The sequence below is a fragment of the Cytobacillus oceanisediminis genome, assembly GCF_003182355.1.
Taxonomy (GTDB): Bacteria; Bacillota; Bacilli; order Bacillales; family Cytobacillaceae; genus Cytobacillus; species Cytobacillus oceanisediminis_A.
In genome coordinates this window covers 143,461-165,263 of the sequence record NZ_QGTW01000009.1, presented here as the reverse complement: position 1 = coordinate 165,263, position 21,803 = coordinate 143,461, and the positions used below count along the sequence as shown (strand labels likewise).

21 protein-coding genes are annotated in these 21,803 nt (G+C 43.5%); all 21 read right to left on the bottom strand.

Translation table 11 applies throughout. From position 1 onward, the window contains the following. Window positions 1-9: 9 nt before the first annotated feature. Entirely contained in the window at window positions 10-1,536 is a 1,527-nt protein-coding gene (locus tag DFO73_RS17210; RefSeq protein WP_110065949.1) for a class I adenylate-forming enzyme family protein, read from the bottom strand. A gap of 48 nt (window positions 1,537-1,584) precedes the next feature. Further along, window positions 1,585-2,529 carry an MBL fold metallo-hydrolase gene (locus DFO73_RS17205; protein WP_110065948.1) on the bottom strand — a complete coding sequence of 315 codons (945 nt, stop codon included), beginning with the start codon at window positions 2,527-2,529 and terminating at the stop codon, window positions 1,585-1,587. A gap of 245 nt (window positions 2,530-2,774) precedes the next feature. Beyond that, entirely contained in the window at window positions 2,775-3,554 is a 780-nt protein-coding gene (locus DFO73_RS17200) for an enoyl-CoA hydratase/isomerase family protein (RefSeq protein ID WP_110065947.1), read from the bottom strand. 17 nt (window positions 3,555-3,571) lie between these two features. Continuing rightward, a complete protein-coding gene (locus DFO73_RS17195) occupies window positions 3,572-4,351 on the bottom strand; it encodes an SDR family NAD(P)-dependent oxidoreductase (RefSeq protein ID WP_110065946.1) in 780 nt (259 codons plus the stop codon). 181 nt (window positions 4,352-4,532) lie between these two features. Beyond that, a complete protein-coding gene (locus DFO73_RS17190) occupies window positions 4,533-5,099 on the bottom strand; it encodes a TetR/AcrR family transcriptional regulator (protein WP_110065945.1) in 567 nt (188 codons plus the stop codon). Window positions 5,100-5,290: 191 nt separating this feature from the next. Next, window positions 5,291-6,043 (bottom strand): SDR family NAD(P)-dependent oxidoreductase, encoded by a 753-nt coding sequence (locus DFO73_RS17185; RefSeq protein ID WP_110065944.1) that lies wholly within the window; start codon window positions 6,041-6,043, stop codon window positions 5,291-5,293. Between the two features lie 385 nt (window positions 6,044-6,428). Next, the gene (locus DFO73_RS17180) at window positions 6,429-6,830 is read right to left on the bottom strand and encodes a PaaI family thioesterase (protein WP_110065943.1); all 402 of its coding nucleotides are present in this window, start codon (window positions 6,828-6,830) and stop codon (window positions 6,429-6,431) included. Window positions 6,831-6,848: 18 nt separating this feature from the next. Continuing rightward, window positions 6,849-7,628, bottom strand: coding sequence for an enoyl-CoA hydratase/isomerase family protein (locus tag DFO73_RS17175; RefSeq protein WP_110066029.1), 780 nt, complete (start codon window positions 7,626-7,628; stop codon window positions 6,849-6,851). Between the two features lie 16 nt (window positions 7,629-7,644). Continuing rightward, window positions 7,645-8,028: a PaaI family thioesterase gene (locus DFO73_RS17170; RefSeq protein ID WP_110065942.1), complete on the bottom strand. Its 384-nt coding sequence runs from the start codon at window positions 8,026-8,028 to the stop codon at window positions 7,645-7,647. 11 nt (window positions 8,029-8,039) lie between these two features. Continuing rightward, window positions 8,040-9,248 (bottom strand): thiolase family protein, encoded by a 1,209-nt coding sequence (locus DFO73_RS17165; RefSeq protein WP_110065941.1) that lies wholly within the window; start codon window positions 9,246-9,248, stop codon window positions 8,040-8,042. A gap of 26 nt (window positions 9,249-9,274) precedes the next feature. Continuing rightward, window positions 9,275-10,426, bottom strand: a complete 1,152-nt coding sequence (locus tag DFO73_RS17160; protein ID WP_110065940.1) for an acyl-CoA dehydrogenase family protein — start codon at window positions 10,424-10,426, stop codon at window positions 9,275-9,277. 15 nt (window positions 10,427-10,441) lie between these two features. Next, window positions 10,442-11,287, bottom strand: a complete 846-nt coding sequence (locus tag DFO73_RS17155) for a 3-hydroxyacyl-CoA dehydrogenase family protein (protein WP_110065939.1) — start codon at window positions 11,285-11,287, stop codon at window positions 10,442-10,444. Between the two features lie 86 nt (window positions 11,288-11,373). Continuing rightward, a complete protein-coding gene (locus tag DFO73_RS17150) occupies window positions 11,374-12,351 on the bottom strand; it encodes an electron transfer flavoprotein subunit alpha/FixB family protein (protein WP_110065938.1) in 978 nt (325 codons plus the stop codon). A 13-nt stretch (window positions 12,352-12,364) separates the two neighbouring features. After that, window positions 12,365-13,138, bottom strand: a complete 774-nt coding sequence (locus DFO73_RS17145; RefSeq protein WP_110065937.1) for an electron transfer flavoprotein subunit beta/FixA family protein — start codon at window positions 13,136-13,138, stop codon at window positions 12,365-12,367. Window positions 13,139-13,152: 14 nt separating this feature from the next. Continuing rightward, complete coding sequence (locus DFO73_RS17140) at window positions 13,153-14,031, bottom strand: 3-hydroxyacyl-CoA dehydrogenase family protein (protein ID WP_110065936.1); 879 nt, start codon at window positions 14,029-14,031, stop codon at window positions 13,153-13,155. Then, complete coding sequence (locus tag DFO73_RS17135; RefSeq protein ID WP_110065935.1) at window positions 14,021-15,643, bottom strand: long-chain-fatty-acid--CoA ligase; 1,623 nt, start codon at window positions 15,641-15,643, stop codon at window positions 14,021-14,023. The genes DFO73_RS17140 and DFO73_RS17135 overlap by 11 nt, the downstream gene beginning before the upstream one ends. A 21-nt stretch (window positions 15,644-15,664) precedes the next feature. Then, on the bottom strand, window positions 15,665-16,675 hold the full coding sequence (locus DFO73_RS17130; protein ID WP_110065934.1) for a TAXI family TRAP transporter solute-binding subunit: 1,011 nt from the start codon (window positions 16,673-16,675) through the stop codon (window positions 15,665-15,667). A 24-nt stretch (window positions 16,676-16,699) separates the two neighbouring features. Further along, window positions 16,700-18,658, bottom strand: coding sequence for a TRAP transporter permease (locus tag DFO73_RS17125; RefSeq protein WP_110065933.1), 1,959 nt, complete (start codon window positions 18,656-18,658; stop codon window positions 16,700-16,702). Window positions 18,659-18,691: 33 nt separating this feature from the next. Next, window positions 18,692-19,468: an SDR family oxidoreductase gene (locus DFO73_RS17120; RefSeq protein WP_110065932.1), complete on the bottom strand. Its 777-nt coding sequence runs from the start codon at window positions 19,466-19,468 to the stop codon at window positions 18,692-18,694. Window positions 19,469-19,474: 6 nt separating this feature from the next. Next, a complete protein-coding gene (locus DFO73_RS17115) occupies window positions 19,475-20,623 on the bottom strand; it encodes an acyl-CoA dehydrogenase family protein (protein WP_110065931.1) in 1,149 nt (382 codons plus the stop codon). 262 nt (window positions 20,624-20,885) lie between these two features. Continuing rightward, window positions 20,886-21,794 (bottom strand): ketopantoate reductase family protein, encoded by a 909-nt coding sequence (locus DFO73_RS17110; RefSeq protein ID WP_110065930.1) that lies wholly within the window; start codon window positions 21,792-21,794, stop codon window positions 20,886-20,888. Window positions 21,795-21,803 lie beyond the last annotated feature (9 nt).

Sequence of the window (21,803 nt, the reverse complement as noted above, 5' to 3'; positions counted from 1 at the left end):
CTGGATGCCTTACCTAGATGAAATACTGCCTGCAATAGATTCCCTTAATCTGGTCTTTAGTATCTTTCCTACACCATTTCGCGGTAACGACTCTGCAAAAATAATCATTTTCGGTGTTTTGTTTTTGGCAAGATAATCCTGGCAATATTGAATTAATTTGTCTTCAGTCACTGATGCACCTGCCTTTTTAACGACACATGCAACAATCTCCTCCCCCATTCTTTCATCAGGGATTCCTACGACAGCAGCTTCAAATACCTGTTCATGCCCATTCAGCAGCTCTTCAATATCACGCGGGTAAACATTGAACCCACCCCTGATAATCAAATCCTTTTTACGATCCACTATATACAGATAGCCATCCTCGTCTACCCTTCCCATATCCCCTGTGTGCAGCCAGCCGTTTACTAATATTCGGCTCGTTTCCTCCTCATTCTGATAATAGCCGGGAGTAACATGATCACCGCTTACAATCAGTTCCCCAACCTCTCCTGCTGGCACTTCCTCTCTATGGCTATTTACAATTTTTATTTTCGTTCCTGGAATTGGAATTCCAACTGATCCCGGTTTTACAGCGATTTTTTTATTATGGGCAGTAACGACAGGCGCTGCTTCAGATAAGCCATAACCTTCAAGGACTTTGGCTTTGAACTTTTGCTGGAATCCGTTCAGAAGCGCAATAGGGAGAGGGGCAGAACCAGACCCAACCCATTCTAAAGAGGAAGTATCATAGTGTTCAGCATGTTCACTTGCGAGCATCGCATGAATCATTGCAGGCACCGCAGAAAATGCCTTAACCTGATATTTTTCAATGGCTTTAAACACCTTGACGGGATCAAATTTTGAGAAAACGACGACTGAACTTCCAGTTATATAGCTGACGTTAGAAATCGTAAGTCCATATACATGGGCAAGCGGCAGGACACCGATTGTTGCACCTCGTTCGGTTTCTTTATGGGCAGCGGAGTTAACAGCATTCGAATAGAGGTTTTTATGAGTTAAGAGAACACCTTTCGGATTCCCTGTAGTTCCAGAAGTGTATAATATAACTGCTGTATCTTCCTCACTGGAATCTGGAACACTCTTTAAATTTCCCGGATCACTTGACATCATATCGTAAAGATTTGTCATGCCATTTCCCGATGGAATGTCAGCGACCAGCAGGACAGGCTTGTTATCCAGGCCCTCGAGGGCTTTTTTCATATTTTCTGCCGTGTAAGAGGAGGTAATAATCACTTTAGCTTTACAGTTTTTGATTATAAAATGAATTTCCTTTTGATGGAGGGTGAACATAATAGGGACAATGACAGCTCCGCTCCTGGTGATTCCCTGATAGGAAAATATCACTTCAGGACAATTAGGCATGCATACAGCGACACGATCGCCAGGTTCGACTCCGAGTTTATGAAGCCCATTGGCAATTTGGTCAGCAAAGCTTTTTGTTTCCACATTTGAATACTGCTTTTCTTCATAATAAATAAATGGATATTCTCCAAATTCACTGACATTTCTATCAAGTAAATCCTTCAGTTTCATAGAATCCACTCCTTTTTTAAAATTGAAAGAAAGCAGAGTGACAAAACGCTATTTCAACTGATAGTAATATACTTTTTCTGTGTCCTTCCTCTCCACTTCTTGTCTTTGTTCCATTAAATCCAGGTGCCCCTGTATTTGCGAAAGCCCAAGAAAGACCGTTTTTCCTTTTAAGCGCGGGTAAAGCCCCTGACAAAGCTCAAAAACATTTTTTTTGCCGTCCTTTAACAGATGGTGAATTTGGCGACAGCGGGACTCGTGCTCAGCCAATCTTCGGTCTATCACTCTATTATGCTGATTGAATGGCTTTCCATGTCCTGAAAAGCACGTTTGCAGCGGCAGTATTTTAACCCTTTCTAAAGACTCCCTATACTGAATCAGCGGTTCCGGCCTCTGCCGTTCATCTGGTGGCGGGGGTTCCACGAAAGCGTTTACAGAGATTTCCTCAATTAAATGATCCCCCACAAACGCTGTACCGCTTTCAACGCTACAAAGAAGAATATCTGTCTGGCTGTGACCGGGAACATGCATGACATGGTATGGTTTTCCCCCTATATGAATCTCGTCTCCATCACGTAAATAATAAACATCAGTCCAAATCTCTTCCTTGTATTTTCTGTTATGCTGATGCAGCATGTGATCTGCACCGCATTGCTCAATAAACTTGTTGAAAAATAAATTTATTCTCTTAAACTCTGCTTCCCCTTCTGTTATTACTCGTTTTGCTTCCTCATGGACATAAACCGGCAGCCCGGATTCCTGCTGAATCAGGCTTACACCTCCTGAATGATCGGTATGCATATGAGTTAACACGATACGGTCAAAATCCTGAAACTTTATCCCATGTTTTTTTAACTGGGATCTTAATTGAAAAAAGGACTTCTCACCCGGATTTCCTGTGTCTATAAGGGTCGCTGAATCACCCAGAACCGCATACACCATGACAATACCTTCAGAGAATGGGGATTCCAGCGTAAGCGGGACGATCTTCTCCATAAAGCATCACCCCTTTAAGTGAAGTTTAATGAGCAGGGCAGGACCCTGAACAGTGATGTGTAAAATACATTGAATTTGAAAAAGCACATTTTCTGTAATCTATGAAAAATGTTTTTTATCTTCAAATTAGACAGCTTTTTTGATTGTTAATTAGCCGATTCAGCCAGCATCTCTCAGCCCATGCTCGTTACCGGCATAAATATGGAAGGGGTCCTTCTCTTTGGTCCAGACCATGTACGGACTCCTTACTTCCCTTTAAATACAGGAATTCTTTTTTCCTTGAAAGCCGTAATTCCCTCATGATGATCCTCGGTTGAAACCATAAGCGTTTGTGTAATTCGCTCCTGCTCGAGGATTTCTTCAAGAGTGGACGTTAAGGAGTGGTCGACAAGCTTTTTAATCATTCCATAAGTCATCGTTGGCCCTTCTGCCAATTGGCTGGCCATTTTCTGAGTCTCGGCCTGCAGCTTCTCCGCAGGTACAAGGCAGTTAATAACCCCCATTTGATATAGCCGTTCAGCTTTTATGGGCTCGGCTGTGAAAAAGAATTGCTTGGCCAGATGGGGTCCCAGGAGTCTTGATATAAAATAAGAGCCTCCGCCATCAGATACAAGCCCTACTTTTGAGAAGCTTAGTGCGAATTGACTGTCGTCTGCAGCAATAATCAGATCACATGCAAGCGCCAGATTGAAACCAGCTCCAGCTGCAAATCCGTGAACACCGGCAATGATTGGCTTCCCGGATTCTTTCATCGTAAGAATGCATTGATTCAGTCTGCCAATATGCTCGTAAACACCTGTTCCATTTGCCTGGCCCATGGATTTCACATCTCCTCCGGCACTGAAGGAGCGTCCTGCACCGGACAGGACAATTACTTTTATTTCAGGATTGGTCCCAGCCTCACGAATAGCTTCCGTTAAGCCAAGAATCATCTCAGGGCTGAACGCATTTAAACGGTCCGGCCTATTTAAAGTCAAGTTCAGAATTGCTCCAGTTTGATTTATGATTAAATGCTCATTTCTCATTGCATTCATCTCCCCATTTATTTGATTAACCAGCCGCCATCAACAAGGACATCCGACCCAGTCATATATGATGCCTCACTGGAAGCAACAAAGCTGATGACATTAGCTATTTCCCCTGGCTCTCCTGCCCTTCCAAGGGCCGTATTCCTCCGGATTGCTTTTACGAACTGTTCATTCTTCATTCCCTGCTCCGTTAAGGGGGTTACGGCAAATCCTGGAGAAACTGAATTTACCCTGATTCCAAATGGAGCAAGCTCAAGTGCTAACGCTCTTGTAAAATTAATTACTCCCGCTTTTGCTGCGCTGTAATGAGGAATATGTGCACCAGCCTGATGGCCGGATAAAGAGGCAATATTCACAATGGATCGGTTCTGTGTAAAATCTCCGTCTGCACCAGATGAATCAGCCATCAGCTTCCCAAGCAGCTTTGAGACAAGGAAAACACTTTTCAAATTGGTATTTTGCACAAAGTCCCAATCACTGGATGAAGTATCCATAATCTTTGAATGAACCGATCCGCCAGCATTGTTGACAAGCACATGCAAATCTCCATATTGTTCCTTTACAAAATCAGCTAATTCACGGACATCTTCTTCATCTGTAACATCTGCAGTAAAAACCTCTGCCCTCGGAATTTTATTAGACTCATTTATCTCCATGGCAGCATTCTCAAGTTTTGATGCTGTACGTCCTACTAGAATAACCCGGGCACCTTCATTGGCAAGCCTGAATGCTGCAGCTTTTCCTATGCCGCTCCCGGCACCTGTTACGAGAGCAATTGAGTCCGAAAATCTCATGTACACTCCCCCTTGTTTGATTTAGGTTTCTAACGCAACTTAAAACTGAATGTTCAGTCTTTTAAATGGATGGATGGATGACTCCTTTATATAAACTGCTGTTCCCATATCGAGTTATTTTCATACTAACCGGTAGGTATGCAAAACGCAGATAGAGGACAATGGCCCCTCGCCAGTATTCTCAATCCAGTTGAATTCCCTTCAGGATCATTTCCACAAACGTTTCGGCTATTTCACGGTCAGATGAACTGCCAGCTGGGTTAAACCAATGATAACTCCAATTTGCTGCCCCAAGAATGCCAAATGTGATAATGGAAGGATTCAAATCCTTTCGGAATTCTCCGTTTTCGATTCCACCCCGAATGATTCGTTCAACGTTGAGCCGGAATTGATCCCGCTTTGAAACAATTTGCTCCAGCCGGTCTGCACTCAAATGCCGCATTTCCCTGAAGAAAATTTTCGCAGAAGTGCCCTTTGTTTTAATGCTGCTGATCAGCATATAAACAATGTCGAAAAGTTTTTGCTTGTAGCTTAATTGCTCATCCCCAAGAATTTGCTCCTGCCGATCAAGCAATTCATTAATGTATCCAAGATGAATATCCATTAACAATTCTTCTTTACTGGAAAAATAATAATAAAATGATCCTTTAGTCACTCCAAGAGAATCGACAATATCCTGAATGGAGGTGTCTCTAAACCCTTTTTTTTCAAATAGCTTTATGCTTTGCTTCGTAATTTTTTCCTTCACTATGCTGTCCTCGCAATCTTACTAATATTTAAAAATTATACCATATCCCCCCTATTCCATTGTCCTCCAATTTAAAGTTATAACTTTTAAAAATTTTTCCGATTATCAAAATAAATTTGTAAAAACGGGTCCAAGAGATACGTAACTCAGGGAACACTGTCAGATTCATTTCTATTAAGAAAGGTCATTTCCTAATACGTCAGGCCTCCCCCATCTACTGAAAGCGTGGCTCCAGTGATGAAGGATGATTCCTCGGAAGCAAGGAACAATACTGCAGATGCTACCTCTTCGGGCGTTCCGATTCTTCCGAGTGCATTGGCCTTGGAAATGATTGGCCATTTCCGCTCATCATTTTTCCAGCCTTTAATGATATTCGTATCAATAACCCCAGGAGCAATGGCATTTACCCGGATATTATACTTTCCATATTCCAAAGCTGCATTTTTAGTTAATAGGATCACCCCGGCTTTGGAGGCGTTATAGGGAGCTAGATATTTTTGCCCTTTGAGCCCGAGTAAACTGGAAGTGTTAATGATAGAACCGCCTCCGGCTTTCATCAACTCTGGGACAGCATGTTTCATCCCAAGGAAAACTCCTTTTAAATTGACATCAATGACCCGATCCCAATCTTCTTCTTCAAGATCAATACTTTTAACATTTGGACTGCCAATTCCCGCATTGTTGAAAAGGATATTCACCTGTCCATACATTTCTGATGCATATCCAATAAGATTCTTTACTTGTATGGAATCACTTACATCAGTATGAAAAAATGCTGCTGAACCACCTTGCAGCGAAATAAGATTTACTGTTTCTTCTCCACCTTCAGCATCCATATCACCAATGACAATCTTTGCTCCTTGTTCTGCAAAGAGAAGGGCAGCTGCACGCCCAATCCCTCCGGATCCGCCGGTAATAATGGCTGTCTTTCCTGCTAATCTCATATCATTCCCCCTTCTGTGCCAGTCTTCCTAACTTAGATACTAACCAGTAGGTATGTACTTATTATAAGCTTAATATTGAATTATTCAACTACTATTCTAAATATTACAAAAATAATTTTGAATGGTCCGAAATACTAAAGGTTTAAGCATTTTAAGAATCCATACATTCTATTAACTACTCGCCAGGTTCCTCTTACGCAGCTCAGCTGTACTTTCCTGTTCCTCTACAGAAACTCCCCGGGAATTTGAGTAAGCCACTGAAAAAATACCGTAGAATGAAGGCGATTGTATTGAGGATCCCGTGCATTGCGCTCCAAACAACACGGTTCCAAAATCATATGAGCCTTTAACATAGCCATTAAATAAAAGGAACCTGACTTTTATTTTAAGAACGCAATAGTTTAAAGTTTCCTAACCCTTTTGCCAGAATTTCACCTTTTGAGTTTTTAATTTCTGCTTCCATAAAGGCAAGTTTAAAACCTAGCTTCAGGATTTTTGATTCTGCAAAAATTTCACCTACGGAAACCGGGGTAAAATATTGGGTAGTTAGGCTGGTTGTAATGCACTTTTCCTTTGTAACAGCTCTTAGAAGCATCCCTTGGACAAAATCCAGCATCGTTGCATGAATTCCTCCATGAAGTGTACCATTTACATTTAACAGCTGATCCCTAATCCCCAGCTTTAATTTCACTCGGTTATCATCAAACTCTATGATTTCAAAACCAATATGCTTAAAAAAAGGACTATTTTCGAAGGTGGCCTTTATATCGTCAGCAGTCAACTGCACAATTTCACTCCCCTTATCTTATCGTGAAACGAACTCTGGTTTTCTTTTTTCCAGGAAAGCTGCTGTTCCCTCATTCTTGTCCTCTGTTGAGAATAGGACTGCCTGAGCCAGCTTTTCAATCATTAAACCAGTTTTTTGATCTGTCTCAGCTCCAGTGTGAACTGCTATTTTCGCCATTTTCACAGCAAGCGGGCCTTTTGTTAATATGATCAGGGCGATTTCCTCTGCTTTTGCCTGCAGATTTTCGGGTGACACTACTTCTGATACCAATCCAAACCGATAAGCCTCTTCACCGTCTATTACTTTTCCAGTCAAAATCATTTCAAGCGCTTTGCCTTTTCCTACAATTCGTGCTAGCCGCTGAGTTCCCCCTGCTCCCGGGATAATTGAAAGATTTAGCTCCGGCAGCCCAAATTTCGAATTATACGAAGCAACACGTATGTCACAGGAAAGAGCAAGCTCACATCCTCCTCCAAGGGCATAGCCATTTACCATCGCAATGGTTGGCTTATCATACATTTCAATATAGTCATAAACCTGCTGCATCCCGCCCGGTTTAAATACATCTAAAGCCTCCTTCCGCTTGAGCTGGCTAATGTCTGCACCTGCGGCAAAAGATTTTTCTCCCTTCCCTGTAAAAATGACACAGCCCACCGTTTCATCTTCCCTCAGCCTGTTAAGTGCAGAAAGGATTTCCTGCAGCGTTTCATGATTTAAAGCATTTCGAAGCTCTGGACGGTTGATTACAATATAGGCAAGACTGTTCTTTTTTAAGACTTCAATATTTTCATAAACCAATTTCAAATCAGCTCCCTTACACATTTTTATAGGAAATTAATTTAAAGCTTGCCTGGCCATTTGCAATCATTCTGCCTGAAGCATCGAGGATCTTTCCTTCCCCATATGCTGATTTAGCCGTACTATGCAAGACTTTTGCCCGGCAGAAAAGGATGTCTTTTTTCGCAGAATCAAAAATATTGGTGTGCAGCTGAAGGGTTACAGCAAAACACCTTGCCTTTTCAGAAACGGCTGTTCCAATCGCAGTATCGAGCAATATCTGAAAAACACCTGCACCAATGTTCTCTTCATCCAATAAATGCTTTTCTTTTAGAACACTTCTAATAACAATGGTTCCATTTTCATCAGGCTCACGTTTAAAATCCAAGTAGTCAAATAACAAGGAATGCCTATCTTCCATCAATTCCACCATCACATTCTCTGAGCTTGGGCAATATTTTCAATTAAGATGGCCATCCCTTGGCCTCCCCCCACACAAAGGGTTGCAATTCCATATCGTTCCTCCCTGCGAATCAGTTCGTGCATTAAGGTTACAACGATACGGGTACCTGTAGACCCTACAGGATGGCCAAGGGCAATTGCCCCGCCATTTACATTCACTTTATTCTGATCAAGACCCAGTTCTCTAATAACAGCAAGAGATTGAGATGCAAATGCTTCATTTAGCTCAAAAAGAGCAATATCTTTAATGGATTTATCTGTACGTTCAAGGAGTTTTTTAACTGCAGGGACTGGACCTATTCCCATAATTTCAGGTGACACACCTGCTGCAGCCCAATCAACTATCCTGGCAAGAGGCCTTTGGTTTAGCTCTTCAGCTTTTTCGCTTGACATGACAATAACAGCTGCAGCTCCATCATTTCGGCCGCAAGCATTCCCAGCCGTTACTGTTCCGGCGTTTCTGAAAGCCGGCTTTAATTTAGCCAGCTTTTCCATGGTGGTTTCAGGGCGGGGATGCTCATCTGTATCCACTAAAAAGGAACCTTTTTTTGATTGGATTTCGTACGGGGCAATTTCCTCCCTGAATCGGCCTTCCCGAATGGCTGCGTCCGCTTTTCGCTGGCTTTCTAATGCAAAAGCATCCTGGTCTTTCCTGGCAACACTATATTTTTCGGCTACATTTTCTGCGGTGATGCCCATGCCGAGATTTTCACCATAAATTTCCTTGGGCTGTTGTCCTGCTTCAGTATTAGAGTCAATCAATTTTGCCCGGTCTCCGCCAAAACGGGCCGCCCGCAAATAAATAGGTGAACAGCTCATGCTCTCCGTTCCGCCGGCCACAACAATCTCCGCCTGGCCGGATTGAATTTGCTGAACCGCAGAGGCAATAGCCTGCATCCCGGATGCGCATAAACGATTAACAGTGAAAGCAGGTGCAGTTTCAGGTATGCCTGCCCTTAAGGCTGCAACTCTTGCTACGTTTGATGATTCTGTTGATTGCCGCACTTCTCCTAAGATGACTTCATCAACCTGATCTCCTTTAAGTCTCGCACGACCCAGCGCTTCTTTAATTACATGGCTGGCCAAATGGCCTGAGCTGATTTCCTTCAAAGCTCCGCCATAACGTCCAATTGGGGTGCGTACACCGCTGACAATGACGATTTCTTTCCGAACTGCCATATCCATTCTCCTTTTACCTGCAAATTTTATAGGCTGTAATCCTTCTTTAATTGTCCTGCAATTATATTTTTCTGAATCTCTGAAGTTCCTTCGTATATGCGTGTAATACGTGCATCCCGGAAAAAACGTTCAATTGGATAGTCAGCAATATAACCAAGACCCCCATGTACCTGGACAGCCTTGTCGGCGACACGGTTGTAAACTTCAGATCCAAACAGCTTCAGCATCGCTGCTTCTTTGATAACCTTCATACCCTCATCGACCATCCAGGCGACTCTGTACGTAAAGGAACGAAGCGTTTCAATTTCCATGGCCATTTCAGCAAGCATATGAGAAACGGCCTGGTGTTCTATAATCGGAACATTAAATTGAACTCTGGTTTGAGCGAAAATAGCGGACATATCGAGTAGCTTTTGGCATGATCCCAGATTCCTTGCTGCGAGGCCGGCACGTCCATTCGCAAGGATTTTAAGGGCATTTACATAGCCGTGTCCTTCATCGCCAAGGACGTTTTCAACTGGAACTTCACAATCCTCGAGTATTACTTCAGCAGAATGTGATCCTCTCAGTCCCATTTTTTTCTCCACTGCTCCGACATGGAAGCCCGGAAAATCTTTTTCAACTATAAAAGATGTAATACCCTTTGCACCTTTTAAAGGGTCGGTTACTGCCATGACTGTAAAGACATCTGCCTCAGTGGCATTTGTGATATAATGTTTTGTTCCGTTAAGGATATATTTATCTCCTTTTTTTACTGCTGTCGTTTTTAAATTCGTTGCGTTTGATCCCGCAGCTGGTTCAGTGAGTGCGAAGGCACCAATCTTCTCCCCTGCTGCCATATCGGGAAGATACTTCTGTCTTTGCTCTTCGTTTCCCATCTCCACAATCCCGACTGTGCCGATGCCAGTATGTGCACCAATCAGGGTGGTATAACCATTATGTGTAGCACCAATTTCTTCATAAAGCGCACATTTTCCGACCATTCCAATACCCAGACCGCCATATTCCTCAGGAATACTCAGTCCGAATAAACCCATTTCTTTTGACATTTCTATTATTCTCTCAGGTATTTTGTTTTCTTCTTCAATTTGCATTGCGACAGCTTCTACTTCCGTCTGAACAAAGTCGCGGACATTCTTTTTCAAAAATTCGATGTCTTCACTCAATCGAAAATCCATTCCCAATCACCCCGCTTAATTGTAATCATAAAATCCTTTCCCGCTTTTCTTGCCGAGACGTCCTGCTTTGACATATTTAACCAGAACTGGACATGGACGGTATTTCTCACCAAGCGTTTTATAGAGATACTCCATATTCCGGAGCCTTGTATCGAGCCCCACAAGGTCCGCGAGTTCAAGCGGGCCCATCGGATGGTTTAGGCCAAGCTTGATCGCTTTATCGATATCCTCAACCGTGCCGACGCCTTCCATGACCATATTCATCGCTTCGTTGCCAATCAGGCAGTTCATTCTGCTCACCGCAAAGCCCGGAAATTCCGTGATTTTAACACATTCCTTTCCAAGCGCTTTTCCAAATTCAATGCTTCGTACAACCGTTTCTTCGGAAGTTTCCAATCCGCTGATGACTTCAATCAGCTTCATTTTGGGAACAGGGTTGAAGAAATGAAGGGCAATGCAGCGCTCTGGTCTTGAGGTTTGTGCCGCAATCTCAGTGGGACTCATCGTAGAGGTATTAGTAGCCAATATCGCTGACGGTTTAACGAACTGATCGAGCCGTTTGAAAATATCTATTTTAAGGTCCATTATTTCAGGTACAGCTTCAATGACCAAATCGGCTTCCTGAGCGGATTCTTCGAGTTTGGTTGTATATTGGATTCTGCTGATGGCCGAATCTCCTTCTTCTCTATTAATCAGCCCATTTTCAACAGAACGGTTAAATTGATTTTCTATATAAGCTTGACAGCTGTCCAGGGAGCTTTTATTAATATCCTGGACCACTGTCATAAATCCTGCCGCAGCACTTGAATAAGCGATTCCGCGGCCCATTGTGCCGGAACCAATTACACTGATTGTTTCCATGCTGATTCCTCCTTTTTAAACTTCATGGCAGGCAGTTTAAGTATTACTAATCTTTAAATCTTTCAAAACATTTTTACTGAAATAGACTATGCTTTTACCAGCATTGCTTGAAGCTCTTCGACCAGCATTGGCACCACTTCAAATAAATCTCCGACAATACCGTAATCAGCTACCTTAAAAATGTTTGCTTCCGGATCTTTATTAATGGCCACGACTACTTTTGAATTCGACATTCCGGCTAAGTGCTGGATAGCACCTGAGATTCCACAAGCGATATATAGATCGGGTGTGACCACTTTTCCTGTTTGTCCGATTTGGAGTGAATAATCACAATATTCCGCATCACATGCACCGCGTGAAGCCCCAACCGCACCGCCAAGCACATCAGCAAGTTCCTTAAGCGGCTTGAAGCCCTCAGCACTTTTCACACCGCGCCCACCGGCCACAATCACTTTGGCTTCTGACAGGTCGACACCCTGGACAGCCTTTTCGGCTACTTCACGGACGATGCTGCGGAGATCTTTAATATCTGCAGAAACGGCTGAAATCTCTCCTTCACGTGATGCATCTTCTTTAAGCGGAGGGATGTTATTGGGCCTAATGGAAGCCATCAAAATCCCATCCGTTAAAATCTTCTTTTCAAATGCTTTTCCAGAATAGATAGGCCGTGTAAAAATAATATTGTCACCCGCTGCTTCAATGGCAACAGCATCAGAGATCAGTCCCGCGCCCAGCTTGCTTGCAATTTTAGGAGATAAATCCTTTCCTAGCGCTGTATGTCCGAAAATAATAGCTTCCGGTTTTTCTTGATCAATAACGGCAAGAAATGCCTGGGAAAATCCATCAGGAGTGTAGGCTGCAAGCTTAGGATCCTCAACAATGACAGCCCTGTCTGCACCATAATGAATCATCTGCGGTGCAAGACCGCGTACCGATTCACCCAACAGCACGGCAGTCACTTCTCCGCCTTCAGCGACTTTTTTCGCAGCAGCAATCCCTTCAAAGGATATATTCCTTAATTCTCCATTACGGACTTCTCCAAGCACGATTACTTTTCTTGTCATGTACATTCCCTCCTCAAATTACTTTTGCTTCTGAATGAAGCAGGTTGATAAGCTCCTTTACCTGATCCTGAACCTCTCCATCAAGAATACGGCCGCCTTCTTTTTTCGGAGGCAGATAAATGTCAACGGTTTTCGTTTTTGCCGCTACATCGTTTTCATCCAAATCAAGGTCATCAAGTTCCAATTCTTCCAGCGGTTTTTTCTTTGCCTTCATAATTCCCGGCAAAGAAGGGTAGCGTGGTTCATTCAATCCTTGCTGTGCTGTAACAAGCAGCGGAAGAGACGCTTCAATGGTTTCCGAGCTGCCCTCAACGTCCCTGATAATGTTCACATTTCTTCCCTCTATTTCAATTTTTGTAATAGTGGTAACGTAAGGGATGCCCAGAAGGTCAGCAACACGAGGCCCGACCTGACCGCTTCCGCCATCAATCGCAACATTCCCTGCAAAAATTAAGTCTGCTTCCTTATCCTCTAAAAACTCAGCCAAAATTTTCGCTGTTGTAAACTCATCACCTATCTCCAGGTCATCTTCGGTATTAATCATCACGGCTTTATCTGCTCCAATTGCCAGCGCTGTCCGCAGCTGCTTTTCGGCATCCCCGCTGCCAACGGAAACCACTGTTACTTCCCCGCCCTGGCTGTCCCGAATCTGAATCGCTTCTTCCACTCCATATTCGTCATAGGGGTTAATAATGAATTCAGCTCCATCTGAATTGATCTCTCCGCCGGAGATGGCAATTTTCTCTTCAGTATCGAAAGTCCTTTTTAATAAAACGTATATATTCATCCATATCCCTCCCGTTAGACTTTTGCCTCTGCGGCAGTATAAGTGTAAAAACCTTTTCCAGTCTTTCTTCCAAGCTCGCCTTTTTCATATTTCTCCTGGACAATCCTTGAAGGTTTGTCTCTCTCATCTCCACTTTCCTTGTAGCGCTGCATTCGGACCAGATAATTTACATCAATTCCTGTCAGATCCATTAAAGCGAATGGTCCGATCGGATGGTTAAGCGCTTTCATGCAAACGAGATCAATATCTTCATGACTGGCAATCCCGTTTTCAAGAAGATATACGGCTTCGTCCATCAGCTTTCCAAGAATCCTGTTTGCTACAAAGCCTGAAATTTCTTTATTTAATAGGACTGGGTACTTATTGATGGACTTCACAAACTCCATAGCCGTCTCAGCGGTTTCTGCAGAGGTATGAGGCCCGCGGACAACTTCAACAAGCTCCATGACCAGTGCCGGATTGAAGAAATGGACATTACACACTTTTTCCGGCCTTCCCGTTGCATCAGCAAGCTCAGAGCTTACAATGGTGGAACTGTTCGTGGCAATGATTGCATGTGCCGGCGCAAGCTTATCAAGCTTTGAAAATAGCTCTCTTTTAATCTCAAGCTTTTCTACTATCGCTTCAATGATAAAATCAGCACCGCTTAATTCATCAAGGGAAGCGGTAAAATGAATTCTGCTAAACGCTTCTTCAGCTGATTCCCTCGTAAGCCTTCCTTTTGAAACTCTTTTTTTCATTTGTTCCTCCAGCATTAGCCTGCCTTTTTTCAGGTTATCTTTACTTACATCCTGCAAGGTGACAGAATAGCCGCCCAAAGCACATACCATTGCAATTTGTGACCCCATTGTTCCAGCGCCGATCACGCCGACTTTTTCAATCTTATTCGGCATTGTTCTTCTCTCCTTTCTCAAGCTCCTCTTTTACAAGCAGTCTTTTCAAAAGCTTCCCGACAGTGTTCCTCGGAAGTGCTCTGCGAACCTCAAACATTTTTGGAACCTTATAGGGCGTTAATTTTGAGTAGCAATACCCTTTAAGTTCATCTATATCGATTTCCCTTCCGCTTTTTGGAACAACATAAGCTTTGACCAGCTCCCCATGTTCCTCATCAGGAATGCCAGCAACAGCCGCTTCCTGGATATCCGGATGTTCATACAGGACCCCTTCCACTTCCTGCGGATAAATGTTGAAGCCTCCTACAATGATCATTTCCTTTTTTCGGCCAACGATATAAAAATAGCCGTCGTCATCCATCATGGCGAGATCACCTGTATAAAGCCAGCCGTTCTGAAGCGCTGCAGCCGTTTCTTCTTCATTATTCCAGTAGCCTTTCATGATCTGAGGGCCTTTGATCAGCAATTCCCCGACACATTTAGGACCTAATTCATTTTTGTTTTCGTCAATGATCATGCAGTCCGTTTCAGGCATGGGAATCCCGATACTGGCAACCTTTCTGATTCCAAAAGGGGGATTGCGATGGGTGGAAGGGGATGCTTCTGATAATCCAAATCCTTCACCAATCGTTGCCCCTGTCAATTCTTCAAATCGTTTAATGACTTCAACAGGCAGCGGGGCCGATCCTGATGAACAGGTTTTCAGACAATTTAAACCGTATTGCTCGATCCCCGGGTGATTCACAAAGGAAATATACATTTTGGGTACTCCCGGAAAGAAAGTAGGCCGATATTTTTTTATGTTTTCAAGTACCTTATTCACGTCAAACTTTCTAAATAGCAGGATTCTTGCTCCTATATAGATTCCAAGATTCATTGCGCTTGTCATGGCGTAGACATGATATAAAGGGGTTGCGGTGAGAATGGTTTCCTCACCGGAAATCATATTTCCGTTATACATATTAAAACTCTGAATCACATTGGCAACCAGGTTGTAGTGTGTCAGCATTGCACCTTTCGTCTTCCCGGATGTGCCGCCTGTATACTGAATGACCGCAATATCTTCATGTACATCAATTTCCGCTGGAGTATCAATTGGAGCTGAGAACGGAATCAGTTCATCCAGCGTTTTGCACCCTTCCGAATTCCCGACTTCAAACTGTGAGCCGATTATGTACCGGAACTGGTAAAGCTCGTTCACCTCGAGAATCGTTTTTCTTGATAATGGATCACCAACGATATAGGAAACCTGTGAGTCATTTACAATCTGCAGAAGTTCTCTCGCCGTATACATCGGATTGATTTGGACGACCGTGAGACCCAGCGCCTGTGCTGCATAATAGCAGATGATGTAGTCTGGATGGTTGGAAAGCATTAAGCCTATCCGCTCACCCTTTTGAAACCCCATCTCCTGCAAGCCTCCCGCAAGCCTGTCAACCTGGTCCTTCAGCTCCAGATAGGTTGTTTTTTCATTTTCAAAAATAATTGCCGTCTTATCTCCGTAATGAAGGACCGATTGTTCCAGTACCCGATAAAGAGGAATTTCGGTAATTTCAATGTTGGCATTTTGCTGATAATGCTTAAACCATGGCCGGTTCTTTAGATTATGCAAGGGTTCCTCACCTCCTTATTTTTATTTAAGGGCCCCTTTTTCTTCATAATATTTCTTCGCGCCAGGATGAAGAGTTTCAGGGTCAATACCATCAAGAACAGTATCCAGAGTGAAATGCTTTGCCCGTTCAGGTATTTGCTTTTCAAAGGCACTCATATTGTCCCAAAATAATTTTGTAAGATTGTAAACATATTCCTCATCCAGCTCTTTTTGAACTGTAAGCATTGAAACGGCCGTATAGGTTGGAATATCCTTCTCCTGGCCTTTATAGGTTCCGGCAGGCAGATTTTCAAAGGATATTCCGTAGTCCTTCTTGCTAATGCTTTCAAGTTTATCCTGATCGATCGGCAGCACTTTTACAGGGTTTGTCATTTCAATTTCCTGCAAGGATGCAATTGCTGGAGCCCCGCCTCCAAGGAACACATCGACATTTCCATCTGCCAGCATGGAAGCTCCGTCATTATAATTTCCATAGGAAATTTTGCCGCCGGCTTTCTTGATTTTCTCCTCGTTAATTCCATACTCCTCCATCATTCGCCAGAATGCGACTGGCCCGCCGCCATCCTTAGGACCAAGGAAAATATGCTTATCCACAATATCTTCAATGGAATTAATGTCTTCAGATTTCTGTAAAGTCGCGATCGTCTGATAGACAGGGTACAATGAAGCCACACTTGCAATGGTGTCGACCTTTTTCTCAAAGCTGCCTTCTCCTTTAATGGCATCTGAGAAATCTGAAGTATAGTTAATACCCATTTCAATATCGCCGACATCCATTGATTTTAAGTTGGCCGTTGATCCGCCCTCAATTTGTGATGCATTCAATCCGCTGAAATTATCCATATAAACCTCTGACATAATGGTCGTAATCGGAAACCAGCCCGATCCCATCGGACCTGAACCGATTCGAAGGAATTTACCCGGAGCTTCAAGTTTTCCTTCTCCCCCAGATGCTTCTTTTCCACCTGAACCGCAGGCCGCCAAAAGGAACGTGCAAATAATCAGCAATAGCGTTAAAGACAATTTTTTCATGATTAATTCTCCTCTCCTTCTTTACTAAGCATTCAATTCTTTTGCATTGCCTGCTGCAGACGTCCGTTTGTTCATGAAATAAACGAGGATGAAAATGGCTATGCCCGCAATATCCGAAAGTAAACCTGGCACAACCAATGTAAAGGAAGAAATAAACAGCAAAGCCCGCTGCACCAAGTTCATTTCATTGACCAGATAATTTTCTGTTGCCGCAGAAAAAATAAAGCAGCTGAATAAAGCGCTTACAACCGCGAGCGTAATTCCAAAGACACTTCCTTCCTGAAGTAACAGCTGCGGATTATAGACGAAAATGAAGGGGATAAGAAATCCACCTGCACCGATCCGGATTGCGTAGAAGGCTGTAGCGTTAGGGTTAGATCCGGCTATTCCCGCTGTTGTGTAAGCAGTAATGGCAACAGGCGGCGTCAAGCCTGACAGGACTCCAAAATAAAAGACAAACATGTGGGCTGCAATCAAATTGACACCCGCGTCGGTTAGTGCCGGCACTCCCAAAACTGCGAGAATGACATAGGCTGAAACAGTTGGCATCCCCATTCCCAGCACAATGGACGCTAAGCCAATTAAGAGAAGCAGCGGAAACAATTGGCCGCCTGCAAGGTCAATGACAAATCTTGAAAAATTAAGGCCCAGTCCTGTAAGAGATACTGCCCCGACAATAATGCCGGCTGTCGCACAGGCGGCAATGACTGCCAGTGACCCGCGAATCCCGTCTTCAAGCGCTGCCAGGATGGATAAAAGGTTCATCCTTGTTGACTTCCTGATCCAGCTGATGGCGATAGTCAGCAGGATCGCATAAAACCCTGCTTTCATCGGGCTGTACCCGTACATCATTAAGCCAATAATGATGAAGATTGGCAAAAACAAATACCCTTCCCGCAAAAGGATCTTCTTTGGATCAGGCAGCTGCTCTTCCGGAATGCCCGCAAGCTTTAGGCGCTTAGCATGGAAATAGACGATAAAGCCAGCAATCAGGAAATAGATAATCGCGGGAATGAGCGCATATAATGCCAGTTTAATATAAGGAACACCGGTAGCTTCCGCCATGATGAATACCGATGCCCCCATGATTGGCGGCATAATTTGTCCGCCCTGAGAGGCTACAGCCTCAACTGCCCCGGCAAATTTCCTGGAATAGCCGAGCTTTTTCATCAACGGGATCGTAAAAGAACCAGTTATGGCTGCATTAGCGGCTCCATTTCCTGTAATCGTAGAAACAAGGGCGCTTGCACCAACCGCGGAAAGGGCAGGACCCCCCGTTTTTTTCCCAAGTGCACCAAAAGCAAAGTTGGTAAAAAACTGCCCTCCTCCCGATTTCATCAAAAACGATCCAAACACAACAAACAGCACCAGGATCGTCGAACTCACATAGATGGGCGAGCTGAAAATACCAAGCGTACTATTAAACATCTGGTCTATCATCTTGCCGTATCTTGCACCCGGATGCGCTAGGATGCCTGGGAAGTATTGCCCGAAAAAAATATAAACAAGAAATAACAATCCAATCAGCATCATAGCCAGCCCATTCGTCCTTCGGGTTGCTTCTAGCACAAGGGCAATTAAAATCGTGCCAAATATCATATCATACTGACCCACGTTCCCCTGCCTGCTCTGTATTCCTTCAGCTCCAAACAGACAATAGGCGCCTATGGCAAGAGTGAGGATGACAAACAGAACATCTATTGCACCAAATTTCTTGCCTTTTCTAAACGGGAATAACAGAAATATCAAAAGCAAGGCCCAGACAACGTGAATGCTTCGCTGTTCCCATGAAGGCAGAGTTCCAAATCCTGCCGTATAAACATGAAAAACCGACATCCCGATTGCCAGCAGCGAAATAATCAGCAAAAATACCCTGGTATTATTCCACCCCTCCTTTCGGGAATGCCATAGTTCTTCAATATAGGCGGGTTTCACTTTTATAGAAGTATCAATGATTTTAGACTCCTGTACTTGAACCATCATTATCCCTCCCTTAACGGTTATAATACTGACGGACTAAAGCGAGCTGCCGCCATCAACTGCCAGAATTTGGCCAGTCACAAATGCACTGGCAGGGCTGGCGAAAAAAAGGGCAGCGCCCTTTAAGGCATCATCATCCCCAATTCTGCCGAGCGGATTATGCTTCCTGATTTCATCCCCTTTTTCGCTCAGAACATGGTTTGTCATTTTTGTCGGGAAAAATCCAGGTGCAATCGCATTGACATGAATATTATACTGACCCCATTTACGGGCAAGGTCTTTCGTAAAGTGATGGACAGCTGCCTTGCTTGTGCTATAGCCAATTGCATTCAGCACCTGAGGCGGCTCTGCTTTTAAACCAGCTACAGAACCAATGTTGATAATTTTGCCTGATTGCCGTTCGATCATATGCCTTCCTACTTCCTTTGTAATAAGAAACATCCCAGTTAGATTAACGTTCATCACTTTTTCCCAGGCATTGAGAGGCATTTCTTCAACTGCTGCTCCCCAGGTGGCACCACTGTTGTTTACGAGTATGTCAATCTGTCCGAAATCGGATATTACCTGCCTTACCGTTTCTTTGACATCGTTTTCATTTTGGATATTGCAGGCATACCCTTTAGCCTGAATACCGAATGTTTCAGCTAAGGTTCTGGCGGTCTCTTCGCACTGTTCAAGCTTACGCGAACAAACGGCGATATGGCAGCCGGAGGAAGCAAATATTTCGGCCATTTGCCGGCCAAGCCCCCTTCCCCCGCCGGTGATCAAGGCAACTTTGCTTTTGATATTGAACAATTCTTTTTGGTTTGCCATCCTTCATCAAACCTCTTCCAGAATTCTTCTTGCAATAATCAGACGCTGAATTTCGTTTGTTCCTTCATAAATCTTTGTAATCCTTGCATCCCGATAAAAACGTTCCACCGGATAGTCGGAAACGTATCCCATCCCTCCATGAATTTGTACAGCTTTGTCAGCTACTTTATTAAAAACTTCAGACGCAAATAACTTGGCCATCGAGGCTTCTTTGATCACTTTTTTTCCTTCATCAATCATCATCGCTGCGCGCAATGTCAATGCCCTTGCAGCCTCTGTTTCCGTCGCCATGTCAGCCAGCATCCACTGGATAGCCTGATTGTCTGCAATTGGCTTCCCGAACTGGATTCTTTCTTTTGCATAAGAGGAGGAGAGTTCGATCAATTTATCACACGATCCGACTGATCTTGCAGCCAGTCCTACACGTCCTTCGCCAAGAATTTTCAGTGCTGAAATATATCCCATGCCGACTTGGCCAATTACATTTTCCTCTGGTACAACACAATCTTCAAAAATCAGCTGGGCCGTGTATGAACCTCTTAAACCCATTTTTTTATCCTGCTTTCCAATTGTGAATCCGGGGAAATTCTTTTCAACCAGGAAGGCTGTGATGCCTCCTTTGGCACCTTTTTCTTTGTCAGTTAAGGCAAAAACGGTAAAAACATCTGCCACTGGTGCGTTTGTGATAAAATGCTTTGTTCCATTAATAATCCAATTACTTCCCTTTTTCTCTGCGCGTGTTGCCAAATTAGTGGCATCTGATCCAGCACCAGGCTCAGAAAGAGCGAATGCAGCAATTTTTCTTCCTGCCGCCATATCAGGCAAATACTTTTGTTTCAAGTACTCAGAGGCAAGCTTAACGAGTCCTGTGCTGCCAATTCCGGTATGGGCACTGATCAGGCTGACGAAGCCGTTGTGTGTTCTCCCCAATTGTTCAAGGACAACTGCTTTGCCAACAGCATTTAATCCGATACCGCCATATTCCTCGGGAATGCTCATTCCGAAGAGGCCCAATTCTTTTGCCTGCTCAATCAGGTGCTGCGGAATTCTGTCCTCATCTTCAATCTGCTGGGCAAAAGGCTCAACCTCCCTTTCTACAAAGCTTTTAACCATTTGTTTCATTTGTTCAATTTCCTGCGGAAGTGCTGCAATCATATGTATGTCCTCCCCCATTTTATTTATATAAATCAATATGCAATAACTGTGCCAAGTCTGAAAACCCTTCATTTACAATAGTTTGAATATTTTTAAAAATAAATTGATTCATTAATGAATCAAAAGATAGAAAGTTTGACATATTATGAGTTTGTACCGCATGATTCAAAATTGAATCACCGAATTCTTTTTTGAATCATTCATCATTTGCCAAAATAAGAAAACCGCTATTTTTATTAAATAGCGGTTGGCGATTAATTCATTATGCTTTTCTTTCCAAAAATTTGAGGAGACTGTGTATGGTTTCTGTGTATGGCACTGAAACTTCCCTTTCTTCAGCTTTCCGAATGAGATAGCCTGTCAAAGCATCTGTCTCTAATTTCTTGCCGTTTAACAAATCTTGGAGCATGGATGTTTTATGGCTCTTTGCCCTTTCTGAGCGAATAATGAGGTCTTCAGAATAGGAGGGAGGGAAGCTAAGCCCGAGTTTGCCGGCCACCTCGATACCTTCCTCACAAATTCCTTTTGCCAGCTTTTTCAGTTCCGGGCTGTCCAAAATATCGCCAACAGAAGCACCAGTAACAGCTGATAAAGGATTAAAGGTGATGTTCCAAATATACTTTTTCCATTTTGCTTGTAAGATATGATCCGATACTTTAGCAGGGATATCCGATTTCGTAAACAGCTCTGCATATCGGCGGCTGTCATCTTCTCCCGATGCATGCAAGGTTCCAAAAACAAGCTGATAAAATCCGGCTTGCTGAATCACTCCGGGGCCCTTCGTTTCGGCCTGCACATAAGTGGCAGCAGAGAATACCCGTTCCGGGCCAAACACAGAGCTTAATATTTCTTCATTGCTTACTCCGTTCTGCAGCGTTAAAATATGGGTTTCCGGACCGCATGCTTCTGCAATCTGGCGGGCAGCCTCAAGTGTATCAACAGATTTTACGCAAAATAAGATAAGGTTGGATCCTTTTAAATCGTTTACATCATTTGAAAAACTGCCGTCCACATGGATTAGTTCATTATCTTTATAAACCTTCAAACCTTCCTGCTGCATTTTCTCCAAATTTTTCCCTCTGGCAATAAAGATTACCTCATGGCCCGACCTCTTCAGCAAACTCCCAAAAAAACCCCCGACAGCTCCAGTTCCCATTATTCCAATTTTCATAAGTGCCTC

What these genes read in the sequence shown, in the direction of transcription:
- DFO73_RS17115 (WP_110065931.1), bottom strand. Translation starts at nt 20,623, where the DNA reads ATGATTGCAGCACTTCCGCAGGAAATTGAACAAATGAAACAAATGGTT.
- DFO73_RS17185 (WP_110065944.1), bottom strand. Translation starts at nt 6,043, where the DNA reads ATGAGATTAGCAGGAAAGACAGCCATTATTACCGGCGGATCCGGAGGG.
- DFO73_RS17160 (WP_110065940.1), bottom strand. Translation starts at nt 10,426, where the DNA reads ATGGATTTTCGATTGAGTGAAGACATCGAATTTTTGAAAAAGAATGTC.
- DFO73_RS17205 (WP_110065948.1), bottom strand. Translation starts at nt 2,529, where the DNA reads ATGGAGAAGATCGTCCCGCTTACGCTGGAATCCCCATTCTCTGAAGGT.
- DFO73_RS17125 (WP_110065933.1), bottom strand. Translation starts at nt 18,658, where the DNA reads ATGATGGTTCAAGTACAGGAGTCTAAAATCATTGATACTTCTATAAAA.
- DFO73_RS17170 (WP_110065942.1), bottom strand. Translation starts at nt 8,028, where the DNA reads ATGGAAGATAGGCATTCCTTGTTATTTGACTACTTGGATTTTAAACGT.
- DFO73_RS17120 (WP_110065932.1), bottom strand. Translation starts at nt 19,468, where the DNA reads ATGGCAAACCAAAAAGAATTGTTCAATATCAAAAGCAAAGTTGCCTTG.
- DFO73_RS17165 (WP_110065941.1), bottom strand. Translation starts at nt 9,248, where the DNA reads ATGGCAGTTCGGAAAGAAATCGTCATTGTCAGCGGTGTACGCACCCCA.
- DFO73_RS17150 (WP_110065938.1), bottom strand. Translation starts at nt 12,351, where the DNA reads ATGACAAGAAAAGTAATCGTGCTTGGAGAAGTCCGTAATGGAGAATTA.
- DFO73_RS17200 (WP_110065947.1), bottom strand. Translation starts at nt 3,554, where the DNA reads ATGAGAAATGAGCATTTAATCATAAATCAAACTGGAGCAATTCTGAAC.
- DFO73_RS17110 (WP_110065930.1), bottom strand. Translation starts at nt 21,794, where the DNA reads ATGAAAATTGGAATAATGGGAACTGGAGCTGTCGGGGGTTTTTTTGGG.
- DFO73_RS17195 (WP_110065946.1), bottom strand. Translation starts at nt 4,351, where the DNA reads ATGAGATTTTCGGACTCAATTGCTCTCGTAACAGGTGCCGGGAGCGGC.
- DFO73_RS17145 (WP_110065937.1), bottom strand. Translation starts at nt 13,138, where the DNA reads ATGAATATATACGTTTTATTAAAAAGGACTTTCGATACTGAAGAGAAA.
- DFO73_RS17140 (WP_110065936.1), bottom strand. Translation starts at nt 14,031, where the DNA reads ATGCCGAATAAGATTGAAAAAGTCGGCGTGATCGGCGCTGGAACAATG.
- DFO73_RS17130 (WP_110065934.1), bottom strand. Translation starts at nt 16,675, where the DNA reads ATGAAAAAATTGTCTTTAACGCTATTGCTGATTATTTGCACGTTCCTT.
- DFO73_RS17210 (WP_110065949.1), bottom strand. Translation starts at nt 1,536, where the DNA reads ATGAAACTGAAGGATTTACTTGATAGAAATGTCAGTGAATTTGGAGAA.
- DFO73_RS17155 (WP_110065939.1), bottom strand. Translation starts at nt 11,287, where the DNA reads ATGGAAACAATCAGTGTAATTGGTTCCGGCACAATGGGCCGCGGAATC.